Source organism: Emticicia sp. BO119 (assembly GCF_013912375.1).
In the GTDB taxonomy this organism is placed as follows: Bacteria; Bacteroidota; Bacteroidia; order Cytophagales; family Spirosomataceae; genus Emticicia.
In genome coordinates this window covers 48135-70667 of record NZ_JACETV010000014.1, presented here as the reverse complement: position 1 = coordinate 70667, position 22533 = coordinate 48135, and the positions used below count along the sequence as shown (strand labels likewise).

At 36.9% G+C, this 22533-nt stretch carries 26 protein-coding genes; 18 read left to right on the top strand and 8 right to left on the bottom strand.

All coding sequences use genetic code 11. The features are described 5' to 3' along the window. Both H1R81_RS26680 and H1R81_RS26675 read left to right on the top strand, forming a co-directional pair. Nucleotides 1-349, top strand: a 349-nt coding sequence (locus H1R81_RS26680; protein ID WP_181843818.1) for a transposase, incomplete at its 5' end; no start/stop codon positions are given. A 250-nt stretch (nt 350-599) separates the two neighbouring features. Further along, complete coding sequence (locus H1R81_RS26675; protein WP_181843817.1) at nt 600-1727, top strand: aspartate aminotransferase family protein; 1128 nt, start codon at nt 600-602, stop codon at nt 1725-1727. Here H1R81_RS26675 and H1R81_RS26670 read toward each other — a convergent pair. Then, the gene (locus H1R81_RS26670) at nt 1717-2520 is read right to left on the bottom strand and encodes a trans-aconitate 2-methyltransferase (protein WP_181843816.1); all 804 of its coding nucleotides are present in this window, start codon (nt 2518-2520) and stop codon (nt 1717-1719) included. The genes H1R81_RS26675 and H1R81_RS26670 overlap by 11 nt on opposite strands. Before the next feature lie 94 nt (nt 2521-2614). Here H1R81_RS26670 and H1R81_RS26665 point away from each other — a divergent pair, with 94 nt between their 5' ends. Further along, nucleotides 2615-3097, top strand: coding sequence for a DUF456 domain-containing protein (locus H1R81_RS26665; RefSeq protein ID WP_181843815.1), 483 nt, complete (start codon nt 2615-2617; stop codon nt 3095-3097). Nucleotides 3098-3200: 103 nt separating this feature from the next. On the opposite strand, the gene H1R81_RS26660 is transcribed toward H1R81_RS26665, so the two are convergent. Continuing rightward, complete coding sequence (locus tag H1R81_RS26660) at nt 3201-3722, bottom strand: GNAT family N-acetyltransferase (protein WP_181843814.1); 522 nt, start codon at nt 3720-3722, stop codon at nt 3201-3203. A gap of 229 nt (nt 3723-3951) precedes the next feature. Between H1R81_RS26660 and H1R81_RS26655 the strand changes: the two genes are divergently transcribed. From H1R81_RS26655 to H1R81_RS26630, 6 genes are all read left to right on the top strand, one after another. Next, a complete protein-coding gene (locus H1R81_RS26655; protein WP_181843813.1) occupies nt 3952-4311 on the top strand; it encodes a BlaI/MecI/CopY family transcriptional regulator in 360 nt (119 codons plus the stop codon). Between the two features lie 31 nt (nt 4312-4342). Continuing rightward, nucleotides 4343-6469: a M56 family metallopeptidase gene (locus tag H1R81_RS26650; RefSeq protein WP_181843812.1), complete on the top strand. Its 2127-nt coding sequence runs from the start codon at nt 4343-4345 to the stop codon at nt 6467-6469. A 184-nt stretch (nt 6470-6653) separates the two neighbouring features. After that, complete coding sequence (locus H1R81_RS26645) at nt 6654-7376, top strand: OmpA family protein (protein ID WP_181843811.1); 723 nt, start codon at nt 6654-6656, stop codon at nt 7374-7376. Nucleotides 7377-7525: 149 nt separating this feature from the next. Continuing rightward, nucleotides 7526-8698, top strand: a complete 1173-nt coding sequence (locus H1R81_RS26640) for an AI-2E family transporter (RefSeq protein WP_181843810.1) — start codon at nt 7526-7528, stop codon at nt 8696-8698. A gap of 165 nt (nt 8699-8863) precedes the next feature. Next, nucleotides 8864-9520, top strand: a complete 657-nt coding sequence (locus H1R81_RS26635) for a porin family protein (protein ID WP_181843809.1) — start codon at nt 8864-8866, stop codon at nt 9518-9520. 82 nt (nt 9521-9602) lie between these two features. Further along, on the top strand, nt 9603-10058 hold the full coding sequence (locus H1R81_RS26630) for a hypothetical protein (RefSeq protein ID WP_181843808.1): 456 nt from the start codon (nt 9603-9605) through the stop codon (nt 10056-10058). A gap of 484 nt (nt 10059-10542) precedes the next feature. On the opposite strand, the gene H1R81_RS26625 is transcribed toward H1R81_RS26630, so the two are convergent. Beyond that, a complete protein-coding gene (locus H1R81_RS26625; protein WP_181843807.1) occupies nt 10543-10797 on the bottom strand; it encodes a GlsB/YeaQ/YmgE family stress response membrane protein in 255 nt (84 codons plus the stop codon). Between the two features lie 120 nt (nt 10798-10917). Further along, on the bottom strand, nt 10918-11283 hold the full coding sequence (locus H1R81_RS26620) for a response regulator (RefSeq protein WP_181843806.1): 366 nt from the start codon (nt 11281-11283) through the stop codon (nt 10918-10920). A 218-nt stretch (nt 11284-11501) separates the two neighbouring features. Here H1R81_RS26620 and H1R81_RS26615 point away from each other — a divergent pair, with 218 nt between their 5' ends. The 3 genes from H1R81_RS26615 to H1R81_RS26605 all read left to right on the top strand — a co-directional run bounded on the left by H1R81_RS26615 (nt 11502) and on the right by H1R81_RS26605 (nt 12857). Further along, a complete protein-coding gene (locus H1R81_RS26615; RefSeq protein WP_181843805.1) occupies nt 11502-11810 on the top strand; it encodes a YtxH domain-containing protein in 309 nt (102 codons plus the stop codon). Nucleotides 11811-11887: 77 nt separating this feature from the next. Continuing rightward, nucleotides 11888-12250 (top strand): phage holin family protein, encoded by a 363-nt coding sequence (locus H1R81_RS26610; protein WP_181843804.1) that lies wholly within the window; start codon nt 11888-11890, stop codon nt 12248-12250. Next, on the top strand, nt 12234-12857 hold the full coding sequence (locus H1R81_RS26605; RefSeq protein ID WP_181843803.1) for a hypothetical protein: 624 nt from the start codon (nt 12234-12236) through the stop codon (nt 12855-12857). The genes H1R81_RS26610 and H1R81_RS26605 overlap by 17 nt, the downstream gene beginning before the upstream one ends. Here the strand turns inward: H1R81_RS26605 and H1R81_RS26600 are convergent. Both H1R81_RS26600 and H1R81_RS26595 read right to left on the bottom strand, forming a co-directional pair. Next, nucleotides 12838-13254, bottom strand: coding sequence for a response regulator (locus tag H1R81_RS26600; protein ID WP_181843802.1), 417 nt, complete (start codon nt 13252-13254; stop codon nt 12838-12840). The two genes, H1R81_RS26605 and H1R81_RS26600, sit on opposite strands and share 20 nt — an antisense overlap. A gap of 12 nt (nt 13255-13266) precedes the next feature. Continuing rightward, on the bottom strand, nt 13267-14655 hold the full coding sequence (locus tag H1R81_RS26595) for a CHASE3 domain-containing protein (RefSeq protein WP_181843801.1): 1389 nt from the start codon (nt 14653-14655) through the stop codon (nt 13267-13269). 246 nt (nt 14656-14901) lie between these two features. On the opposite strand from H1R81_RS26595, the gene rpoN reads away from it, so the two are divergent. The 4 genes from rpoN to H1R81_RS26575 all read left to right on the top strand — a co-directional run bounded on the left by rpoN (nt 14902) and on the right by H1R81_RS26575 (nt 19772). Then, nucleotides 14902-16332, top strand: coding sequence for an RNA polymerase factor sigma-54 (gene rpoN / locus H1R81_RS26590; RefSeq protein WP_181843800.1), 1431 nt, complete (start codon nt 14902-14904; stop codon nt 16330-16332). Nucleotides 16333-16367: 35 nt separating this feature from the next. Beyond that, entirely contained in the window at nt 16368-17798 is a 1431-nt protein-coding gene (locus H1R81_RS26585; protein ID WP_181843799.1) for a sigma-54 dependent transcriptional regulator, read from the top strand. A gap of 73 nt (nt 17799-17871) precedes the next feature. Further along, nucleotides 17872-18336 carry a response regulator gene (locus tag H1R81_RS26580; RefSeq protein WP_181843798.1) on the top strand — a complete coding sequence of 155 codons (465 nt, stop codon included), beginning with the start codon at nt 17872-17874 and terminating at the stop codon, nt 18334-18336. Further along, complete coding sequence (locus H1R81_RS26575; RefSeq protein WP_181843797.1) at nt 18333-19772, top strand: ATP-binding protein; 1440 nt, start codon at nt 18333-18335, stop codon at nt 19770-19772. Before H1R81_RS26580 ends, H1R81_RS26575 begins: the two co-directional genes overlap by 4 nt. A 48-nt stretch (nt 19773-19820) precedes the next feature. Here H1R81_RS26575 and H1R81_RS26570 read toward each other — a convergent pair whose 3' ends face one another. Together H1R81_RS26570 and H1R81_RS26565 are read right to left on the bottom strand one after the other, a co-directional pair. Continuing rightward, entirely contained in the window at nt 19821-20654 is an 834-nt protein-coding gene (locus H1R81_RS26570; RefSeq protein ID WP_181843796.1) for a tryptophan-rich sensory protein, read from the bottom strand. Between the two features lie 4 nt (nt 20655-20658). Beyond that, entirely contained in the window at nt 20659-21588 is a 930-nt protein-coding gene (locus tag H1R81_RS26565) for a YihY/virulence factor BrkB family protein (protein WP_181843795.1), read from the bottom strand. A gap of 263 nt (nt 21589-21851) precedes the next feature. Between H1R81_RS26565 and H1R81_RS26560 the strand changes: the two genes are divergently transcribed. Then, complete coding sequence (locus H1R81_RS26560; protein ID WP_181843794.1) at nt 21852-22034, top strand: hypothetical protein; 183 nt, start codon at nt 21852-21854, stop codon at nt 22032-22034. A gap of 21 nt (nt 22035-22055) precedes the next feature. Beyond that, nucleotides 22056-22526, top strand: a complete 471-nt coding sequence (locus H1R81_RS26555) for a Dps family protein (protein WP_181843793.1) — start codon at nt 22056-22058, stop codon at nt 22524-22526. The last annotated feature ends 7 nt before the right edge of the window (nt 22527-22533 follow it).

Here is a 22533-nt window from a genome sequence, read left to right as displayed (position 1 = left end):
GAAGCAAAGAGCTACGTTACTATTCGAATTATATCCAGATATTAAGCAGGCTTATGACTTAACAATGAGTCTTTCCTATATCTTTGAAAATACCAATGACAAACTGTATGGCTTAACAAGGCTAGCTAAATGGCATGAGAAAGTAAGGCAGGCAGGATTTAAATCGTTCAATACAGTAGCCAGGTCAATCCAGAATCATTATAGAACGATTGTCAACTTCTTTGAGAATAGAAGTACCAATGCTTCGGCTGAATCTTTTAATGCTAAGATTAAAGCATTTAGAAGTCAATTCAGAGGAGTCAAAAATATACCGTTCTTCCTATATAGACTTATGCAAATCTATGCTTAGATATACCTACCCCACAGGTTTTAGGTTTGATCCAAATTTACTTCTACATTCTTCTTTCTTACTATCAAATTTTCATACTTATCCACATATTCACAAACTTATCCACAATTGTTGATTATCTCTTACCCGTGGCATAAGCTCTTTATATTCTTTCAATTTTTTGACTATTTTCTGCTAATAAAATGAGAACTTTGCTGGCTCATTTTAAAACGGCTCCAAAAGAGCTATTTATCATAAAACCATAGTACAAATGACGCTTTTTAATGTGTATCCCCTTTATGACATTGAGCCGGTACGCGCTCAAGGTTCTTATCTATGGGATAAGAACGGACAACAGTATTTAGATTTATATGGTGGTCATGCCGTTATTTCAATCGGTCACACCCACCCTGTTTATGTCCGAAGGCTTACACAACAATTAAAGAACATTGGTTTTTATTCTAACTCAGTAAAAATTCCGTCGCAGGAAGAACTAGCTGATAAATTAGGCAAAATATCGGGCCTGAAAGATTATTATTTATTCCTCGTTAATTCGGGGGCAGAAGCTAATGAGAATGCCTTAAAATTAGCCTCATTTTATAATGGACGTAAGAAAATAATCGCTTTCAGCAAAGGCTTTCATGGACGTACCTCAGCAGCTGTGGCTGTTACTGATAATCCTGCCATTAAAGCACCAATCAATTTCGATGACCATGTGCAGATTCTACCTTTCAACGATGTAGAAGCAGTAAAAAGAGCCATTGATACAGATACTTGTGCTGTAATTGTAGAAGGTATTCAAGGCGTTGGTGGTATTCAGGTAGCAAGTGATGAATTCCTGAAAACTATCCGCAAGGCTTGCGATAAAACCGGAGCTATCTTTATTCATGATAGCGTACAATGCGGTTACGGGCGTTCGGGTAAATTTTTCAGTTTCCAACATAGCGGCGTGAAACCAGATATTATTTCAACTGCCAAAGGTATGGGTAATGGTTTTCCGATTGGCTCTATATTGATTTCGCCTAAGTTTCAGGCTAAACATGGCATGTTAGGTACTACTTTTGGAGGTAATCACCTGGCTTGCACAGCTGCCAATGCAGTATTAGACGTTATTAAGAAAGAGAAACTGGTACAGAATGCCGCTACAGTAGGCGATTATTTATTTGAAAACCTGAAGGGTTTCAGCGGTATTAAAGAATTGCGTGGTAAAGGATTAATGATAGGCATTGAGTTTGAACAACCCGTTGAGCCTATCAGAAATGCCTTATTGTTTGATCAGAAAATATTTACAGGCGTGGCCGGGAAGCATACTATGCGTTTACTCCCAAGCCTTGCCCTTACAACCAAAGAAGCTGACATCTTCTTAGATGCCTTAAAAAAAGTATTGGCTAAGGTTTAACCGCCTCTACAGCTAATAAATAGAGCTTCATGGCTTGTGCGTCACTGGCAATCCAGGCATCATACTCCTGGATTGCTTTCAGACGTAATTCATCGGTGCAGAATCCATCGCGTACTACCTGATTGCCACGTGTTTCAGCTACTACATTCCAGATTCTGGCGTCGCCCGTGAATCTTTCTTCTCCTCGTTTACTTACCTCGTGTTGGTCAACAATAGTAATTGATTTCAGGCCTAAATCCTGATAAATAGCGGCCAGATTATCTGCAATGCCATTATCATAGCCTGCGTCTTTTCTCCAGTTCAGAAAAGCCTCATAAAAATCCAGCATTGATTGCGGCGGTTGCGGTGTCCACTCAATCTTCGTATGATTATAATCCAATATAGAAATCATGCCGCCGGGTTTCACCAGATTCAGCATTTGTGCTACCACTTTTTCCGGATTATTCACCCATTGTAGGGTACGGGCAGCAATCACCAGATCAAATTTCTGTTCAGCAGGATATGTATTAATATCCGCCACTTCAAACGACAGATTGCTCAGGTGCTCATGGTTTTTCTGTGCTTGCGCAATGAGGTGCTCGCTGAAATCGATACCCACTACTCGCCCGCTCACGCCTACCCGCTCGGCAACGCCTGCAGTAATTGTTCCTGAGCCACAACCCACATCGAGTACCGACATTCCTTCTTTCAGCAGGTTTAAGAGCGACGAATAAGCATTTTCAACTGTTCGACGGTCAAGCACTTTGTTTGCTCCCTGTGGCATTTCTGCCCTTGTTTGAGATGTCTGATTCATGAGATATTTGATAAATGGTTGATAATACTGATTGAAATAGTAGGCATCATTTCAAAAACTAATACATTTGTTACATAAACACCACTCAAAATTTATGGATATTGTTCTGCTAATAGTTGCTATCATCTGTTTAATAGTTGGCTTAATGGGGGCTGTATTGCCTTTGCCGGGTCCTCCTTTAAGCTTTGTCGGAATATTAGTTCTGCACTTTACCAGATTTGCACAATTCAGCGAAACTCTTCTCTGGACATTAGGCATTCTGACACTAATCGTTACCATTTTAGACTACTATGTACCCATCTGGGGCACCAAAAAATTCGGTGGCTCTAAATACGGCACATGGGGCAGCATGATTGGCTTAATCATCGGCCTATTCTTTGGTCCTTTTGGTATCTTTATTGGAGCCTTTTTAGGCGCTTTAGTTGGTGAACTCATTGGAGGTGCAACTTCGCAACAAGCTACCAAAGCAGCTATTGGTTCTTTTATAGGTTTCCTTGTAGGCATCGTCATGAAAATTGCGCTTTGCGTGGTCATGATCTGGTATGCCGGTAAGGAATTGTGGCATTATTTCGGGTAATATTATTCTAACCCCTCACCCTAAATCCCTCTCCCCAACAGTGGGGAGAGGGACTTCTGCCCCCTTCCCCACTGTTGGGGAAGGGTTGGGGATGGGGTTAAAATCAAATACTTTTCAACTCCCACAATATCAATTCCTCCTCAGTTTTCACATACTGAAAACCAGCCTTTTGCAGTACTCTCTGAGAATTAAGTAAATCAAGAGGCGTATGCGCAATAATAGTTTTAAGGTCAGGATTCTGAAAAGCCCAGTTTGCGAGACATATTAAAGCCTCAGTAGCATAGCCTTTTCCTCTTTGGTTCAAATCCATGCCGTAACCTGTTTCGCATGCTCCATTTTCGTCAGGTAACCCTGTTACGCCTATACCGCCCACGGCAATATTTTCTTCTTTCAATACAATCAGCCAGTTGGTATACCAGATATAATTGTCAGGATTCTGTTCTACAAGGGGCGCCCAATGGTTTTGCAGCGCATCGTCGAACTCACTTTGAAAAAAGGGTTCTGTTTCGACTTTGGCTGCTTTTAAGCCAAGATTTTCAGCTAAAGCTTCTGAATTATTATAGATACGTAATTGATGATAATTTAATGGGATGAGCTTTAAACGCTCAGATTCGATATAAAACATGATTTTGGATAGTCTTTTTTTGAAAAAATAAAACTTAGAACAAGTGAAGACTTGTCTTGATGATTACCTGTTTGTTTGTCTTAAACAATATCAGGCAGTCGACTATCCAGAAGTGAAGTATTAAATTTCAGAGGCAAATGATTACGCTATAAAGGTAGAGAAATATTTTTTAATAACAATAACTGAAAAATAAGTTGTATAACTGAAAAATACGTTATAGATTTGATTCATGGAAGAATTAACCAAAACCGAAGAACGCATCATGCAGATAATCTGGGATTTAGGCAGATGCTTTGTAAAAGATATTATTGAGAAAATGGACGAAGAGCCCAAGCCACCCTATAACACCATTTCCTCAGTAGTGCGCATTCTTGAAAAAAAAGAATATGTGGGTTTTAAAGCCTACGGCAAAACCTATGAGTATTTCCCGATTATCAGTAAAGACGATTATGGCAAATTTTCTTTCAAAAAGGTCTTTGCTAATTATTTCAATAACTCGGCTGAAAGTTTACTGTCTTTTATGGCGAAAGAGGAAAAATTAAGTGAAGCTGAAATTGAAAAGCTGAAACAATTCATTGACAAACAATAGTTTTCGTTCAACCCCCCAAATCCAGAATGTTATGCTGTTTCTAATTTACCTCCTCAAAGTATCAGCCTGTCTGGCTGTTTTTTATGGTTTGTATTTTTTCGCGTTCCGTCAATTTACATTCCATACCCTTAATCGTTTTTACTTGCTATGCACACTTTGCCTGAGTTTCACTATTCCCCTCATTTCTTTTGAAACTACCAGAGTTGTAAAGGTCGAACCTGCAGTAATTATTAAGACCTCTCCGATTACAAGCACTTCTGGCTATGAACCTGCTTATGTTCCGATGTATGATACTCAAATTATTGCAACCGTAGAGCCAGCAGATGAAACACCAGACTGGCGTTTTTATATAATTTTCTGCTATATAACAATTGCTTCTATCATGATGCTATTCTTATGTGCAAAGCTATACAGAATTTATCGGCTAAGTCGACAAGCCATAAAAGCTGATAATTTGCGCATTGTTCAAAGAGATGGGCTATTAACAAATGCCTCGTTTTTTAATCTGATTTTCCTGAATACTAATGGGCTTACCGATAATGAAAAAGCCCAGATAATTGCCCATGAATGTGTTCATATTAAGTATTTACACTCCATTGATGTTTTATTGGTTGAGATTTGCAAAATCATCTTGTGGTTTAACCCAATTATCTATTTCTATAAAAAATCATTGGTGGAAGTACATGAATTTGAAGCCGACCTGAATACAATTCAACAGTTTGACAGTAAAAACTATGCGCATTTACTGCTTAAGTTGGGTATTAACCAACAGGTTGATTTAACAAATCAATTCAGTTTGCGCCCCTTGTCTACGCGCATTCAGTTTTTGTTTAAAAAGCGGACTGTTAGGGTAAAAAGGCTATTTTATGGGCTGGGTTTACCTTTACTGGCATTGGGAATCTTTGCCTTTGCCCAACGTCATGAAAAATTGATTTATGAAGCTACAGCGAAAGCATCAGAGGGAATAAATAAGAAGATAGCGAGTTTAGCAGAGGCACTAAAGTCAATTGAAACAGACTCGGTACGGCAAGAAATAAAGCCATTGGTATCAACTAAATCTATAGATTCTTCCAGATATAAATTAATTGTCAATCCTTTTTTATTAAAAACACCTGAAGTTCCTTATCCTGACCTTTATAACAAAACCTTTTATGGTGGAGATGCAAGCCTGATAGTAAGGTTCAGAAATACACCAGAGATTCTTTCTCTTGATTTTTTTGGAGATGGGAAATTAATAACAGAGAATACGCTGAAAGAAGATATTCATTTTTTTCAGGAAGATAGAGACATCATACAAGACAAAAACTTTGAGCTTGCTTATAAAGGAGATAAAGAGTTGATGTCAGACGAAAAAACTAAGATTATTTATAAAGAAGGTAAAGAATTAATAGAAGGCCAAGACTTTGAGTTTATATACGAAGAAGGTAAAATTGCCAAAGTACGTTTTAAAGAATATCTTGTAAGTCCATATATAGGGCTTATATTTAAAACTAAGCAAACTACACAGCCAAGGCCTATAAAAAAAGACTCATATTTTCCACTCAAAAGACAAACGCCCGAATTGAATAGCCCTTGGCGATATAAAGCACGCATTAACACCCAACAAAATTTCACTACCGACACCCTACGTACTTTTATGCCTGCTAATTTCTTAGGCAAAGACCCATTAGTGATTATTAATGGACGAGAATACCATCCAAGAATTTTACAAAGCCTTAATTTTAGAAGTGGACGAAGTTATGTAGCTAAGCCAAATGATATAAATGCGATTGAAAAATATGGCATAAAAGCAAAGGATGGAGTTGTAGACCTTAAAGAAATAAGTAATTTTGAATTCGCTTCAGAGAAAGAACGTCAGGTAGCTCTTGAAAATGTAAGAAGAGAATTGATGGCCTACGAGCTTTATAAAAATGATAAAATAGTAAAAGTGCGTTTAATAGATAATGAAGGAAAAGAATTTGAAAGAAGAGTAATAAGAGGGTTTAGGGAGGAAGATAAGTCTGTAACTATTGATCTTCCTTTGGATGGAGTAATGGCTTATAAAATTGATGGGAAAAAGGCTAGCGAAGCAGAGATAATAAGTTGTAAAACACTCTTTACATCGTCAGCCTATTCATTTAATGATTATTATGCAATGCTGGATTTAGGCACAAAATAACAGATGAGTGTAGAAAGTTTTCCCATATATGTGTAAAACGCTCTAATTTTTAACTAAAATTCAATTTGTTCATAAATAATGGTAAGTGTTTGATTATTAAGTGATTATAAGGCGTTTCTGTTAAAACTGGCATATTTCTTTGACTGATTATTGAAAATTTCTAATTATTAAAATTTTCAAAGTCATGAATACGACTCAATCATCTATCAAAAAAATTGTAACATTGTCGGTTTGTGGAGCGATGTTATTGAGTGCTACAACTTCCTGTAATTCATTCAAGAAATTAACAAATGAACAAAAAGGGGCTATTATCGGTATCGGTGCCGGAGCTGCCGCAGGTGCTGCTATTGGTAGCAAGAGTAAGAACCCGGCCGTGTATGCTATTGTAGGCTCGGCAGTAGGTGGTGTAGCAGGGGTGTTTATCGGGAAATATATGGATAAACAGGCCGCTAAAATGAAAAAAGATTTAGAGGGTGTGGCAGAAGTAGAACGTATTGGCGAAGGTATTAAATTAACCATGAAATCGGGCATTCTTTTCGGATTTGACTCTTATAGTTTAAATCAGATGTCTAAAGATAACCTGGAAAAGTTAGCACAGACATTGAAAGAATATGAAGACACCAATATTCTTGTAGCTGGGCATACCGATAATGTAGGAAGTGAAGATTATAACATGAAACTTTCTGAAAAACGTGCGGATGCTGTGGCTGATTTGCTGAATAATCTGGGTGTAAAACGCAGTAGAATGTCGGTAATAGGCTATGGCGAGTCAGCACCAGTTGTTGACAATACCACCGAGAGCGGAAGAGACAAAAATCGTCGTGTAGAGTTAGCGATTGTAGCTAATGATGATTTGAAGAAAGATGCTAAGAGTAGTTCAAATGCGGTAGCTACAAATAATAAGTAATAAACATTTGATTGATATTGTGTAGTTGATTACACCAGTTAGGCTATGATGGTAAATTATAGCCTATTTTGCGTACATAGGATTATAGAAAACAGCTGGAATAGGTTTTTAATAATTTATATGTAAATTGAAACATAAACCATATTTCCATGCTTCCAGAACGTTTACCGTTTAATATAAAATTGCCTCTAGCGCTTATTTCCATTACTGTTGTTGTGTATTGGCTGAGTATCCTTGAATCTGTGCTTGTTCCATTCATTATTTCAATTATCTTATCTATTTTACTGTTTCCTGTTTGCCACTGGCTTGAGAAAAGAAAAATGGGCAGGGTATTAGCTATTACAATTACTTTAGTCTTATTTACAGTCCTGATAGGTGTAATTGTTTATTTAGCTTCTACGCAGATTGCAGGTTTTTCAGAAATGATTCCGCAACTGCTTGATAAGTTAGAGAAGGCTTATAATAATCTTTTACGCTGGACTTCGGAGAAGTTTGATTTATCAATAGAAACCCAGACTGACCAGCTGAATACTTATGCCAACCAACTCCTTGACAGAGGAGGAGTTGTTGTGGGTACGGCCCTGACAACTACTTCAAATATGTTAGGTAATTTATCCATCATGCCCGTATATATGTTTTTCTTGCTACTTTATCGGGATTTCTTCAAAGACTTTTTCTATAAGGTATTCAAGAATACAGAAAAAGAAAAAGTAGACGAAGTTCTCAGCAAGATTTATGATGTAATTCATAGCTATTTGTCAGGGGTCATAATCGTAACCATAATCGTAGGTACACTTAACACCATCAGTTTGCTTTTATTAGGAATCGACTACGCCATATTCTTTGGCTTTCTGGCTTCGATATTACTCGTAATCCCATATATTGGTATTCTTATCGGTTCGCTTTTGCCAATAATTATTGCTTTAGTTACAAAAGATTCTCCGATGTATGCCGTTGGTGTGGCTGCTTCCTTTTTTGTAATACAGATGTTAGAGGGTAATTTTATTACACCCAACATTGTTGGCTCAAAAGTGAGTATCAACCCTTTGGCGGCTATTTTAGGGCTATTGATGGGTGCAACGTTATGGGGTCTGGCCGGAATGGCTCTTTGTTTACCAATTATTGCTATTATAAAAGTAGTTTTTGATTCTGTGCCAGATTTACAGCCTTATGGTTTTCTGATGGGAGAACCTTCTATTTCTAATGATAACACAGAAGCAAAGCGCAAGAGAGCCCATAGGATTGAAAAAGAAATTGTAGATACCATTAGTGGGAAAAGGATTTTTTTTAAGAAAAAGCACTCCCCCAAACCAAAAGAGTAGTCTTAATATGTCTCCGAAATAATAAATATCTTTCCCAACCTGTGGAAAAATCTCCTCATTTGTAGAAATATTTGTTTTGTAAGTATCTGATTGTCAGTATTTTGTGGATTTGGCACGTAAATTTCTCTTTAATAATCAGAAAAGATTTAACAAAGAACACACAACATGAAAAAGATTATCATATTAGCTATCGCTTCTTTTATCAGTGCTTCAACATTTGCGCAGACCAAAGGATTTACAGCGGGGTTAAGATTGGGAACAAACTTGTCGCAGGTAAGAGGTAATGACCTATCTTTTACATCAGGAAATACCGTTTTTAATTTCAGAAATAATGAAGACCGAGCATTTGGTTTTGTAGGTGGAGTATTTTTAAGATTCGGGCGGACAGTTTTCCTACAACCCGAAATCCTGGTATCGCAAAAAGGTGGTAAATATGATTTAGTGACAGATAACGGAAATAATACCAAGACAGTTGATTTCCGTATGACTAATCTTGATTTACCATTATTAGTAGGGGTGAAGCTGGGAAACGTACTCAGAATTAATGCTGGTCCGATAGCCACCTTTAATATAGGTGATAATGGAAAGTTGGGAGATGCGATTGAAGATGCCAGAGGGGAAAGTGCCGAGAGTGTGTATAAAAAAGCTGTTTTCGGGTATCAGGCCGGGGTTGGTTTTGATTTGGGTCAGCTTAACTTCGATGTACGCTATGAAGGAAATGTAAACGATATTATTGACGTAAAATATAAAAATGCCGAAACTGCCAGTAAGTTTGCCGCTAAAGGTAACTCATTTCAGGCCACTATCGGATTTCATTTCTGAAACAGAATCTAAACTGCAACAATCCTGTAAGGATTGACATAATCAAAAAATACGAAAACGACCATTTAAAATTATTATTAAAATGAAAAAGAAAGTAATATTCGCTTATGCGTTAATAGCAATCGGAACCCTGAGTTTTACCTCTTGTTCGAGAGAAGAAAAAAGAGATGCCGCCGATGGTGTGCAAGACGCTCAGGATAAAGTAGAAAACGCTGCCGACAAAGTAGCCAGTGATATTAAAGATGGTGTTAACCAGACAGCCGAAGACGTGAAGAGAGAAAAAGACGAGATGGCGGCAAAACTGGAAGAACAACGAAAAGATTTGAAAAGAGAGATAGAAGAAGCAGAAGACAAGATTAAGTCAGCGTCGGCTAAAGAGAAAGATCGTTGGGAGGAAAGAAGACAAAAATTGAAATCACAAATGAATGATATTGATGACGATCTAAAAGATATCAGAAGCGATATGAAGGAAGATTGGAAAGATTTCAAGAAAAGACTCAATAAGAAGATAGATGAGATTCAGAAAGATATTGAATAATAATAATAGGTGGTTTAGATTAGTAGCAATGGTTAGAAAAGCAGCGGATTTTATCTGCTGCTTTTTTTGGGTTTATTACCGGGCCTGGCCTTTTACCCTGAAATGAATTTTAATAGTATTCTGATAATAATATGTTGCCATAAGGTAAGGAGTCTGAGCATAAGTGGCTGCTATTTTATGGTCCAATGCATGAGTATTCAGCAGTAAAAAGCAATGGAAGACAAAACAATAATCTTATTGTAAAGAAAACCTGCTATGTTGATTTTTAACCTGGTCTTTCGCAGTGTGACTTCCACGCTGATCAGCCATAGAGATTAGCTTTCGGTTAATTCCGACTAAAAACATACAATGGAGTTTAAACAGTTTTATAAGATATTTTTTATAAATTAAAACCAAAGCTAAATCAATAATTCTTTCTATACACAAAAGCAGAGGGGAATAGTGTTGAACTATTCCCCTCTGCTTTTGTGTATAGAATAAGTACCTATGCCCGCCGTATCAGCCCGACAATAAACAGTACTACCAAAGCACCAATTACGGCAGTAATGATCTGGCCAATAACACCAGAGCCTAAAGAAACGCCTAAAACGCCAAATAACCAGCTACCTACCAGTGCACCGACTATCCCGACGATAATGTTACCGATAAGACCAAAACCGAAACCTCTTTTAATTTCTCCGGCCAGCCAGCCGGCAATGGCTCCGATAATGATTGCGTACAATAATCCTTGTCCTTCCATTTTTATTTGTTTTAAAGGGTTAAAATAAACAGTTTATAGACAATTTGATTTACTGTATTCTGGACATTTTCCAAGTCTCAAAAGTATGTGTGGATTTAGTAAATCAATAAATTGAATTCCTCATGATAGAGAGTTATCTATTGAAGCATATGATAAAGGCTTTTCAATAAAATTATGGGCACCAATCTCTAACGCTTTATCTTTTAATTTCCCAACAGCGGTAATCATCACAATCTTACTATTTGGTAGTAGTTTTTTAAATTCAGATAACTTTTCAATGCCTAAACCATCGGGTAAATTATTATCTAAAAAAATCCATTGTGGCTGTGGTGTCAGGTTACTTGCTTTTTCAAATCCATCCTGCAAAGTATGTGCATGAAAGGATTCAATTCCTTTCTTTTTCAAATACATTTTTATCAATAAGCAAGTATCTATTTCATCATCTACTATTAGGGCAGATAATCCGTTTTCTTCTAAGCTTTTCATCTTTGCACAATTATCATAATATAATTCAATATAATACAAAAAACCATGCCAGTACTCATTTTCCCCGTTTTTCGGCGCGCGTCCTGCGATTCCCACAATATGGGCAAAAACTTCTACAGTCTATAAGTGCTAATCTTACATATAAGTCGGAATACACACATGGAATAAGATTTTTACTCATTACTGCATATTGAAAACTATTTAAACATTGAACTATTATGAAAAGTACTTCAAAAATCTTATTAGGAGTTATCACAGCGGCAGCGGCTGGAGCAGTAATCGGGATGTTGTTTGCTCCAGATAAAGGGAATGAAATTCGCTCAAAAGTGAAAAAGACAGCTAATGAACTGGCAGATGAGTTATTAAATGCGATTCGTCGTGGAAAAAGCCAATATCAGGATGCAAAAGATGATTTACGTAATAAGGCATACGAATTGAAAGGCAAGGCTCAACAAAAGGTAGAGGAAATGGCTGACGAAGCTGATGAGCAATACAATGCTACTAAAAAGAAGCTTCAAGTAAGCTAAATCACGAAGCTATTTTTATCTGATGAGTCAGGGCTACGGCCTTGGCTCATCTTTCACTTAAAAAAGCACCTATTGCTATGGAAATCTACGACGACATTAAGGAAAAAACAGGAGATATATTTGACGATTTGACTAATCATCTGGAAGCGCATTGGAAATTAGGTGTACTCAATGCTGCTGAGAAAACTGCTGAAGCTATTTCATCTGCTACTTCTATCATTATTGTGGGTGTAATTACCTTGTTTGTGCTTTTCTTTTTAAGTTTAGGTGTTGCCTGGGTTATTGGCCAAAGTCTGAATAACCTTGCCTATGGTTTGTTTATTGTAGCAGGCTTTTATGCTATTGTAGGGTTTATTGTTTATGCAAGAAGAGAAACCTTTATTAAAATTCCGGTTATTAACGCTTTAATTCATAAATTCTACTATGAAGCCGAAAATTAAAAATATTCATGACCTCAAGGCCGAAAGAGCAAGACTCAAAAACGAAATTGAGTTGTCTAAAACCAAAATGAGAAGCAGTATAGATGCTATCAAAGAAGAGTTGAGTCCTGCCCGCCACATAGTGAGTTTCTTAGGGAATTTCCTGACTAACCGTAATAAAGGGCTATTGAATGTAGGTTTAGGGCTTGGGGTAGATTCTGTAATCAGAAATGGTCTTTTAAGACGAGCGCCCTGGCCACTGAAAGTATTAGTGCCATTCTTTCTGAAAAACTTTGCAGGGAATGTTATTCACAACAATAAGGATAATATTATGAAGAAAGGGATTGAGTGGGTGAGAGACATAACTACAGAGACTCCTAAACCCTTACTGACCGAGGTTAAAGGCTTGTCTATTGAAAAGCCCTCTTTAGTAGAAAAAGCCCTGCTATGGGTTAAAGATGTAACAGATGAAAAACCCGCAGAGCTGAAAATCGTATCCAAAGAAGATAAGCCCTCTTTTGTTGAAAGAGCTTTACTTTGGGTAAAAGATATAACCGAAGAAAAACCACGGCCTATTCAGGTAGTTCATGTAAATGGGCATACTCCTACTACGGTTTCGTCGGAATAGTGGCAATATTGAACCAGAATTTATTCAGTTCGCCAATCACTTTCATTAAACCCTCAAAAGTTGAGGGTTTTGTTATAAAACAATTTGCACCGAGAAAATAACAGTTTCGTATATCTTCCGGCGAATTTGACGTAGTAAGTATCAGAATAGGAATACTCCTGAACTTCGGATTCTCCTTTATTTCTTTCAATGCCTCTCTCCCGTCTTTTTTTGGCATATTCAAATCCAAAAGAATGATACTCGGCAACTTTTTTGCTTTCTGCAAAAAATCTAACAACTCTTGCCCATTATCTACAAAAGACAATGGCGCATTTATCCCGCTCTCTTCAAAAGCCGATTTTAACAAAAATTTGTCATCTTCATCGTCGTCAGCGATGAGGATTGAAAATACACTCATTCTTAAGATTTATTATTTTGTAGGGAAATATAATATAAATCTGGCACCTTCGCCCAACTGACTTTCAGCAAAAATAAAACCGTTATGATTACTCATAATCCTGCGGCAAATTGCTAACCCGACTCCGGTACCATCGTAATGACCTCGTCCGTGAAGCCGCTGGAAAATAACAAATATTTTTTCAGCATATTCTTCTTCAAAGCCGATACCGTTATCGCTAATCACTATTTTATGGTAATCAAGCTCGTTCCTGATTTTCTCAATATCTTTTATTTCGACACCTTTTACTAAACTATAGTTAATGTCTATAACAGGTGTTCTTTCTTCAGCCGTAAATTTTAACGCATTACTGATTAAATTCAGAAATAACTGGTTTAACTGAAAAGAAATGCCCCAAATATACGGCAATTTTTCAACATTTATCTGTGCTTTTTTTTCTTCAATTTTTACTGATAAGTCATTAATTACCCTTCCGGCAATTTCTTGTAGGTTCACTTCCTGAAAACCAATTTCTTTTCTGTTTACCAATCTCGAAAAATCAAGCAGGTCATTAATCAGCGTCTGCATTCGTTCGGCCGAATAAGTAATCTTCTCAAGTGTTTCTTTGCCATCTTCATTTAGCGAATCATTATGTTTTCTTGCTAACCTATCACTAAATGCCCTTATCTTCCTTAAAGGTTCCTGAAGGTCATGGGAAGAAACATAGGCAAATTGTTCCAGATCTGCATTCGACCGATTCAGCTCATCAATCTTATTTTCTAATTCATGCTGAAACTTTAGCCTTCTCTGAAGCTCAAGAAATATCAGTAAAAAGCTTACAATCAATAAAGCAAAAGAAAAAAACGACAATAATAACAAAACATTGGTTGTTTGTTTATCGGTTTTGCTTTTCAGGTCTCTTCTTTGGGCTAACAATTGTCTTTCAGTTGCCTGAAACCGATTCACAACTCCTCGTATTTCATCCATTTCTTTTTTACCCAACAGTAAAGATTCTTTATCTAAATCTTCATTCTGTTTAGCTTCTCTTATATTCAGCCTTAATAAACGAATCTTAGTCCGGATAGCAATTCTCAGAGTGTCTAATCTTTTTATCTGCAATGGATTATCTCTGGCCTGAAACCGCAATGTCCTGTACACATTATTTATCTGGTTTTCAGCCTTATAATAAGGTTCTAAAAAAACTCTTTCTCTGGTCAGCATAAAACCTCTTTGGCCTGTTTCAAAGTCTTTCAGAATAGAAATAAGCTCCTCGCTTTTTCTCATTATTTCGTGTGTATGCTCAACAGATATAGCATAGTTAGTGGAGTCTTTAATTTTCTGGTAGGAAGTCCAGCTTAATATGGCTAATAACACAACACATATGGCAAACGAAGAAAAAATAAACTGTAGACTTTTTTTCATAGTATAGTGCTATTGCGCTTAGAAAAGTGGTTAAATTAAAAAAAATGTGGATTTTTGTCCACACATTGTAGAGTTTTTTACATTATTTGTGAATGTAAAAATTTTAAAGTTAAAAAGTGAAAAAAAATGTTTCGTTTGTAAGGTATTGATAATCAAAATATTACAATTAGTTTTTTTGTTTTTTTCTGACTTATCCAGATGTGGGCTATAAATTGATATATATAGGCTTATATAAAACATTATGCCATGCTAAATCTCAGCCAGACCCAGAAACAAACTTTAAGAATTTCTCCGTCTCAGATACAGTTGCTTAATTTTTTGCAACTCTCAACTTTGGAGCTTGAAGAGCACATAAAAACAGAATTAGAAGAAAATCCATTGTTAGAAGAAGCACCTGCTAATGATGATATTGCAGAGGCAGACGATTTTGACCGAGACGAAAAAGACTTAATGCAAGGTAGTAATTCTGATTACCTTGATTGGGACGAGTATGATGATGATACTCCCAACTACAAAACACAACTCAATAATTATAGTTCTGACGATGATTTTTACTCAGCTCCTATTGTGCAGCAAATCTCATGGCGCGAAGATCTGAAAGAACAACTACATGTTTTAGCTTTAAACGAACGTCAGCTTTTATTAGGAGATTTCATTATTGACTCCTTAGACGAACATGGTTTTCTGAAATATGATGCAGAAGCTATTGCTGACGATGTTTCTTTTACTAACAATATTTTTGTTGATGTGCCGGATGTAGAAGAAATGATAAAAGTTATCCGCCAGTTAGACCCCATCGGTATAGGTGCATCAAATTTACAGGAGTGTCTCTTACTACAATTAGACTATAAACGCGAACAAGGCTACGATGTAGACCTGGCTTATGAGATTGTCTTGAATAATCTGGACGACCTTGCCGTACGCAACTACGAGAAAATTATGCGTTCGCGGGAAATCTGTACTGAGAAGCTTAAAGAAGCAATGAGCCTGATTACTTCTTTGAATGCTAAACCTGTTTCAGAAGAAAACACCAGCTCTATTCTGGTTAAGGATAATATCATACCAGACTATCTTGTGTTCTTTGAAGACAATAAAATTGAAGTTTCATTGAATAGTAATCAGATTCCGCCACTAAAAGTAAATAACTCTTTTCAGGATTTATTACAGGGTAATACAGATAAAGCCGCAACGCACTATATCCATACTAAAGTTTCGGCAGCTAACTGGTTGATAGATGCGATTCAGCAAAGAGAAACCACGATGCTCAAAACCATGCGAACGTTGGTAAAACTGCAGGAAGAGTTTTTTAAGACCGGAAATGTGCAAAAACTAAAACCCATGACTCTAAAAGACGTGGCAGAGATTATAAGTATGGATATTTCGACGGTTTCAAGAGTAACCAGCGGCAAATACGCCCAAACGCCTTTTGGAACAATTCATTTAAAAGACTTATTCTCGGGTGGTATTTTCACTGATTCAGGTACTGAAGTGTCTAATCGTGAAATCCAGCAGACATTGGCAACTTTAATCTCAAATGAAGATAAAAACACCCCGTTAAATGATTTTCAGTTAGCCGATTTACTGGCACAAAAGGGGTATCCTATTGCACGCCGGACAGTTGCAAAATACCGTGACCATCTGGGTATCCAATCGGCACAATTAAGACGTGTTTTATAACAGATATAACTATTTAAACCAACCATATATTACTTATGCAACGTATCCTTGTTATTGATGATGACACTGATATTTGTCTTTTGCTTCGCCGTTTTTTAAGTAAAAACGGCTATGAAGTGGCTATTGCCCAAAGTGGACAAACTGGCCTGAGTTTATTAGAAGAATTTTCTCCTGATTTGGTCATGACCGATTTTCGTTTAGGTGATTTAGATGGAGGGCAAATTTTAAGAAAAATCAAAGAACGTTTTCCCGAAGTTCCGGTACTTATCATTACTGGTTATTCTGATATCAAAATTGCCATTGATGTAATGAAACAAGGTGCTTTCGACTATATCACTAAGCCCTTATTTCCTGACGAAATCCTGCTTACAATTAAAAAAGCATTAGGAGGAGAGAGACCAGAAGGCAGTATGCAAACAACCGGAGAGAAAGAAACTTCCGTTACTAAATCGGTCAGTAAATCTCCGAGGACAAAATCAGACTCCAGTTATATTTTTGGCAGTGGTCCTGAATCTAAAAACCTTTATCGGCAAATTGACCTTGTGGCTCCGACCAACTATAGTGTGATTATCTATGGCGAAAGTGGCTCTGGTAAAGAATCAATCGCACAGGAAATACACAAAAGAAGCAAAAGAGCAAATGGCCCGTTTGTAGCTATGGACTGCGGGGCAATCTCAAAAGAATTAGCTGCCAGTGAAATGTTCGGACACGAAAAAGGGTCTTTTACCGGGGCCTTAAATCAAAAAATCGGACACTTTGAAATGGCTAATGGAGGCACACTCTTCTTAGATGAAGTAGCCAACCTACCGTATGATGTTCAGGTAGCCTTACTACGTGTAGTACAAGAAAGAAAACTACGGCGGATAGGTGGTAATAAAGAAATATCGGTTGATGTGCGAATCCTGGTTGCTTCTAACGAGCGTCTGATGGAATCTTGCCGGAAGGGTAAATTCAGAGAAGACTTATACCATCGTTTCAATGAGTTTAGCCTTGATGTTCCACCTTTAAGAGATCGCAAGACCGATATTATGGAGTTTGCCCAGTTTTTTCTCGAAACTACTAATGCTGAATTGGGAAAAGACGTAAAAGGTTTTGACGAAGACGTAAAAGCCGCTTTTCTTAGTTATCCCTGGTATGGTAATCTTCGCGAAATGCGTAACGTAGTGAAACGCTCAACATTACTTTCAGATGGAGACTATATAGAGTCTAAATCTTTGCCATTTGAAATAATCAACTATTCAAGATTATTGTTTTCGGAGCCTACACAGCCGATTATTACTGAAGATATAGCTCCGAAACAAGAGGAGCCGGTCAAGCCTAATTTAAAATCTGCGGCACTCGATGCTGAATATGAAATGATTTTACAAGTGTTAAAACAGGTGAATTATAATAAAAGTAAAGCAGCGCAGGTACTAAGTATTGACAGAAAAACGCTTTATAATAAAATGAAAAGCTATAACCTTTAATATTTGGTAATCAAGAGAATTCGTCCACGAGTAACATGGATTTTAAACCTGAGCTCGCTAATACTAAAACATAATGATTCAAATTCAAAAAGATAAAAAAAGTATTGTGATTTTAATGGCTGATGATGACCCGGATGACAGGAGCATGACCAAAGAAGCCTTAGAAGAAAATTTTTTATTAAACGAACTGCGCTTTGTAGAAGATGGTGCTCAACTGATGGACTATCTGAAACGAAGAGGAAAATATACTGACCCAGAAAGTTCACCACGGCCGGGAGTAATACTTCTCGATCTTAACATGCCCAAAAAAGATGGCCGTGAGTGTTTAAAAGAAATTAAATCTGATGACGAATTGAAAAGTATTCCCGTAATTGTTCTTACTACCTCAAAAGCCGAAGAAGACATTTTGCGTACCTACGATTTAGGGGTAAATAGTTTTGTTACCAAGCCAGTTACATTTGTTGAGTTGGTAGAAGTAATGAAGAACCTTGGCAATTACTGGTTTGATATTGTTCAGTTACCAAAATATAACTCATGAAAGATCTTGACACAATCAGGGTGTTAATCGTAGATGATGATGAAGATGACTTTTTCCTGACAAGCGATTACCTAAATGATATAAGAGGTAAAAAATTTGCCATTGACTGGGCAAAAAACTTTGATGAAGCTGTTGGGAAAGTAACATCCTGCGAATATGACATTTGTTTCTTTGATTTCTTATTAGGCGCTAAAACAGGTCTTGACCTATTAAAAAGAGCAATTCAGGATGGCTGCCAGAGCCCCATCATTCTGCTTACTGGTAAAGGCGACCATAAAATTGATATGGAAGCTATGAGATTGGGAGCTGTGGATTATCTGATAAAAAGCGAATTAGACTCAGAAAAACTCGAACGCTGTATCAGGTATTCACTTGAGCGGGCCGATACCCTTAAAACCCTTCGGGAAAGTGAGCAGCAGTACCGTACTATCTTCAATCATGTGCGGCAGGGTATTATTGTTACCCAACCCAAAGATGGCAGTTTTATATACTATAACCCTGCCACCTTAGAGATGCTTGGCTATGAAGCAGAAGAACTTAATAATATGAGTACTGCCAAAATCTTTGAAAAGCCTGAAATATGGCATTTATTCAACGAAAAACTTGAAGAAAAAGGTAATATAGATAAATTTGAAGCAATTTTCCTTACAAAAAAAGGCGAAAGAAAGATTTGCCTGATTGATGCCCAGAAACAGAAAAACAGTGAAGGTAAAGAGTCTTTTCTCAGTATTATTCATGATGTAACTGCTCAGCGTAAAGCCGAGCGTGAAGCCATGATGTTAGAGAAAATGGCTGCAACAGGTCGTCTGGTTCGCACTTTGGCGCATGAGGTGCGAAACCCCCTCACAAATATCCATTTGTCGGTAGAGCAATTGGAAGGTGAAATGGAAGATGAAGACTCTAAACTGTTCTTGGGAATTATTAAACGGAATGGACAACGTATCAGTGATCTGATAACTGAGTTGCTTAATAACTCCAAACCCTCCGAACTGGCCTTCAGTAAAATATCAATTCATCAGGTTTTAGATGAAACCCTCGAACAGGCAATTGATCGCATCAACCTGAAAAGCATAGCTTTAGAAAAACAATATGGAGAAGATGTACTATTAAATCTTGATAGCAATAAAATAAAAATTGCCTTGCTAAATATTATTATCAATGCCGTAGAAGCGATGGAAGAAGGGAAAGGACAATTGACAATAAAAAGCTACATAACTAATAACTATTATTTTATCTCCATTAAAGACAATGGTACAGGTATCAGCCCCGAGAATATGAGTCGGTTGTTTGAACCTTATTTTACAGCCAAAAATAATGGTATTGGTTTGGGTCTTGCCGCCACACTTAATATCATTCAATCGCATAAAGCTACTGTCGACGTTAATTCAGAAGTAGGAAAGGGTACAGAGTTTATTATTACTTTTTCTTTGAGCTAATAAAAGGCCATCATTTTTATGATAGCCTTTTGCTGTTATTATTGATTTTTAAACACGGTCATGTGCTAATGGCTGTCGTTTTCTGAATGTTCCTCTGAATAACTCTATAAATACGCTTATAGCTACCATAATAATACCTGCCCAGGCACTCAGCACAATATATTCATAATAGACGCTGTCGTTTTTACGTTCGACGATAATACCACTCAGGGCCCATATAACCGCCAGACCAATATAGAAATTATTGAAGCGTAATATAGCAACAATCCCTATCAACGAACCTACCAGCACCATCATCGATGTCCATGATTCTTCGCTCATTCCAAAACCTCGCCAACCATAGCTTACCAATAGAGCCGTAATATTGGCAATAGTAGCAATACAAATCCAGCCCAAATATAAACCAAAAGGTGCTTTAACAACAAAATTCTGAGCATTAGTAAGATGTGGCTCTAACAATCTGATTTGCGTATCAATATAAATCAATCTGCTAAGCAATAGAAGCATTAATATGACACTCACCACAATGAAGTCATAATGCCAGGCCACAATCCAGCAGATATTAATGATACAGGTAAGAATAAATGCAATATTGATTCTTCTGACAACCTCACCTACATATGGGTCTATCTTTGATTTAAACAGGGAGGTCATCTGATAAATACAGAAAACAAATAATAATAAATAGATAACGCTCCAAATAGCGAACGTAAGTGGTGCCGGAACGAATAAATTGGGATATTGTGCAGATACCTCACCTGTATTTTTACCATTAATTGGTAAAAAATTAGCCAGAAAATTCACAAATACCATTGCTAAAAAAAACAAAAAGTTAAGTATTTGCAGTGTTCTGATTTTGGTTGAATTGAATTTTGTCTCCATAATTTTAATGAATTTTCGGTTCTTTTACTTCTATTTCTTTCTTTACTAATAAAACGGCATTCCTGTTTGGTTGTATAGGTGTGCCGTAATGTCGGGTATAGACTTTGGTAAATTCCGCCCCCAGGAAGAGAATAGTTGATGAGTAATATACCCAAAGCAGAATAATAACTACAGAGCCGGCGGCCCCAAAGGTACTTGTAATCTTCGATTGCCCTAAATAATACCCTATCAGAAATTTACCTACCATAAACAGCACAGCCGTTACACCTGCTCCTAAAAAAGCATCTTTCCAGGCTATTCTACCATCGGGTAATACTTTAAATATGGTAGCAAATAATAGTGTAATAACAGAGAATACTATTGTCAGATTGAGAAACATAAATAAATATACGGTCATGTTTTCAAAAAGTAGCTGCAATCGCTGACTGAAAATATCCAGGAAGGTATTTACTAATAAGGAAACAATGAGAAGGAAACCTAAAGAGAGTATCAACGAAAATGATAATAATCTGTTAAACAGATATTTTAGTATTCCCGATTTAGGTTTAGCTTTTAAAGACCAGATAAAATTAATAGAGTCTTGAATCTCGGCAAAAACCCCTGTTGCCCCAAGCATAAGTGTAACCGTACCGATAATAGCCGCTAACCCTGATTTTTGTGAGAGTCTTGCATTTTTAATTAGTTCTTCTACCTGGGCGGCGGCATCTTTACCAATCAGCCAGTCAATTTGTCCATACAGTTGACCTTGTATGGCTTCCCGGCCATAAAAAATACCTGCTACCGAAATAATAACTACAAGCATGGGAGCCAAAGAAAAAATAGTATAATAAGATAAGGAGGCACTCAACTTGGTAGCATTGTCGGTGCTGAATTCGGAGAACACTTCTTCGGCAAAAGAATAATACTCTTTCAGTTTTGCTTTTAACAATTTCATAAGTGGCTGTGGCTTAAATTTAAAATATGTTTTAATAATACAGCGTATTTAGAGTAGATAGATATAACCATAAATAATACATACCATCTGCCAATACTATGGATAAAACCACAATTGGGGTAAAAAATCCACACTTATTTTCCCAAAATGCCACATTTTCCCCAGTTTTTTTAAAAAAATTGCCTTTATGTCCCCGGAAAATATATGGTACAAAGTTTTTAAATATTAAGGCATAAGAATCGTTTCATCAAATTATTGAAATCATGACACCCATCATCTTCATAATCGGAATAATTACCATGTTCAGTATGGCGGTGGTTTTGCTAAAATTTGTGAATAACAATACGCAGAACTGGGATGGCAGAACGAGAGGTTCTCAGAATCATGAATTCAATAATTTCATGAAACGAGTGAAGCTTACTTCTTCAAAAATGAAGCAGGCATAAGATACACACAACTTTATAGTCATGAAAGCCCATATTGGTTTACCCGAGAATGATATTAAAAAAATTGCTGATTTATTACAGGTTATTTTAGCAGACGAACATGTGATATTGACAAAAACCCGTAATTATCACTGGAATATCAAAGGTCCTCGTTTTATGGAATTACATAAATTTTATGAAGACCAGTATAAAGTTCTCAGAGATATAATAGACCAGATTGCAGAGAGAATCACACAACTTGGACATCAGTCTAATGGTACAATGAAAGATTTTCTGTCAACAACCCGATTAAAAGAAGGGCCTTACGAAGACAAACAAGATGCTCAGATAAGCCATTTGTTAGCAGACCACGAAGCGTTTATAACAAATTTGCGTAAAGACATTGAAGATATAGATGAAAAACTGGGAGATGCAGTTACCACTGACTTACTCACAGGTTTCATGGGGCAGCATGAAAAAATGGCATGGATGCTCCGCGCGTTTTTAGGGTAGTGTTTAG

Coding starts and splice junctions, on each gene's coding strand:
- H1R81_RS26675 (WP_181843817.1), top strand. CDS start 600: ATGACGCTTTTTAATGTGTATCCCCTTTATGACATTGAGCCGGTACGC.
- H1R81_RS26670 (WP_181843816.1), bottom strand. CDS start 2,520: ATGAATCAGACATCTCAAACAAGGGCAGAAATGCCACAGGGAGCAAAC.
- H1R81_RS26665 (WP_181843815.1), top strand. CDS start 2,615: ATGGATATTGTTCTGCTAATAGTTGCTATCATCTGTTTAATAGTTGGC.
- H1R81_RS26660 (WP_181843814.1), bottom strand. CDS start 3,722: ATGTTTTATATCGAATCTGAGCGTTTAAAGCTCATCCCATTAAATTAT.
- H1R81_RS26655 (WP_181843813.1), top strand. CDS start 3,952: ATGGAAGAATTAACCAAAACCGAAGAACGCATCATGCAGATAATCTGG.
- H1R81_RS26650 (WP_181843812.1), top strand. CDS start 4,343: ATGCTGTTTCTAATTTACCTCCTCAAAGTATCAGCCTGTCTGGCTGTT.
- H1R81_RS26645 (WP_181843811.1), top strand. CDS start 6,654: ATGAATACGACTCAATCATCTATCAAAAAAATTGTAACATTGTCGGTT.
- H1R81_RS26640 (WP_181843810.1), top strand. CDS start 7,526: ATGCTTCCAGAACGTTTACCGTTTAATATAAAATTGCCTCTAGCGCTT.
- H1R81_RS26635 (WP_181843809.1), top strand. CDS start 8,864: ATGAAAAAGATTATCATATTAGCTATCGCTTCTTTTATCAGTGCTTCA.
- H1R81_RS26630 (WP_181843808.1), top strand. CDS start 9,603: ATGAAAAAGAAAGTAATATTCGCTTATGCGTTAATAGCAATCGGAACC.
- H1R81_RS26625 (WP_181843807.1), bottom strand. CDS start 10,797: ATGGAAGGACAAGGATTATTGTACGCAATCATTATCGGAGCCATTGCC.
- H1R81_RS26620 (WP_181843806.1), bottom strand. CDS start 11,283: ATGAAAAGCTTAGAAGAAAACGGATTATCTGCCCTAATAGTAGATGAT.
- H1R81_RS26615 (WP_181843805.1), top strand. CDS start 11,502: ATGAAAAGTACTTCAAAAATCTTATTAGGAGTTATCACAGCGGCAGCG.
- H1R81_RS26610 (WP_181843804.1), top strand. CDS start 11,888: ATGGAAATCTACGACGACATTAAGGAAAAAACAGGAGATATATTTGAC.
- H1R81_RS26605 (WP_181843803.1), top strand. CDS start 12,234: ATGAAGCCGAAAATTAAAAATATTCATGACCTCAAGGCCGAAAGAGCA.
- H1R81_RS26600 (WP_181843802.1), bottom strand. CDS start 13,254: ATGAGTGTATTTTCAATCCTCATCGCTGACGACGATGAAGATGACAAA.
- H1R81_RS26595 (WP_181843801.1), bottom strand. CDS start 14,655: ATGAAAAAAAGTCTACAGTTTATTTTTTCTTCGTTTGCCATATGTGTT.
- rpoN (WP_181843800.1), top strand. CDS start 14,902: ATGCTAAATCTCAGCCAGACCCAGAAACAAACTTTAAGAATTTCTCCG.
- H1R81_RS26585 (WP_181843799.1), top strand. CDS start 16,368: ATGCAACGTATCCTTGTTATTGATGATGACACTGATATTTGTCTTTTG.
- H1R81_RS26580 (WP_181843798.1), top strand. CDS start 17,872: ATGATTCAAATTCAAAAAGATAAAAAAAGTATTGTGATTTTAATGGCT.
- H1R81_RS26575 (WP_181843797.1), top strand. CDS start 18,333: ATGAAAGATCTTGACACAATCAGGGTGTTAATCGTAGATGATGATGAA.
- H1R81_RS26570 (WP_181843796.1), bottom strand. CDS start 20,654: ATGGAGACAAAATTCAATTCAACCAAAATCAGAACACTGCAAATACTT.
- H1R81_RS26565 (WP_181843795.1), bottom strand. CDS start 21,588: ATGAAATTGTTAAAAGCAAAACTGAAAGAGTATTATTCTTTTGCCGAA.
- H1R81_RS26560 (WP_181843794.1), top strand. CDS start 21,852: ATGACACCCATCATCTTCATAATCGGAATAATTACCATGTTCAGTATG.
- H1R81_RS26555 (WP_181843793.1), top strand. CDS start 22,056: ATGAAAGCCCATATTGGTTTACCCGAGAATGATATTAAAAAAATTGCT.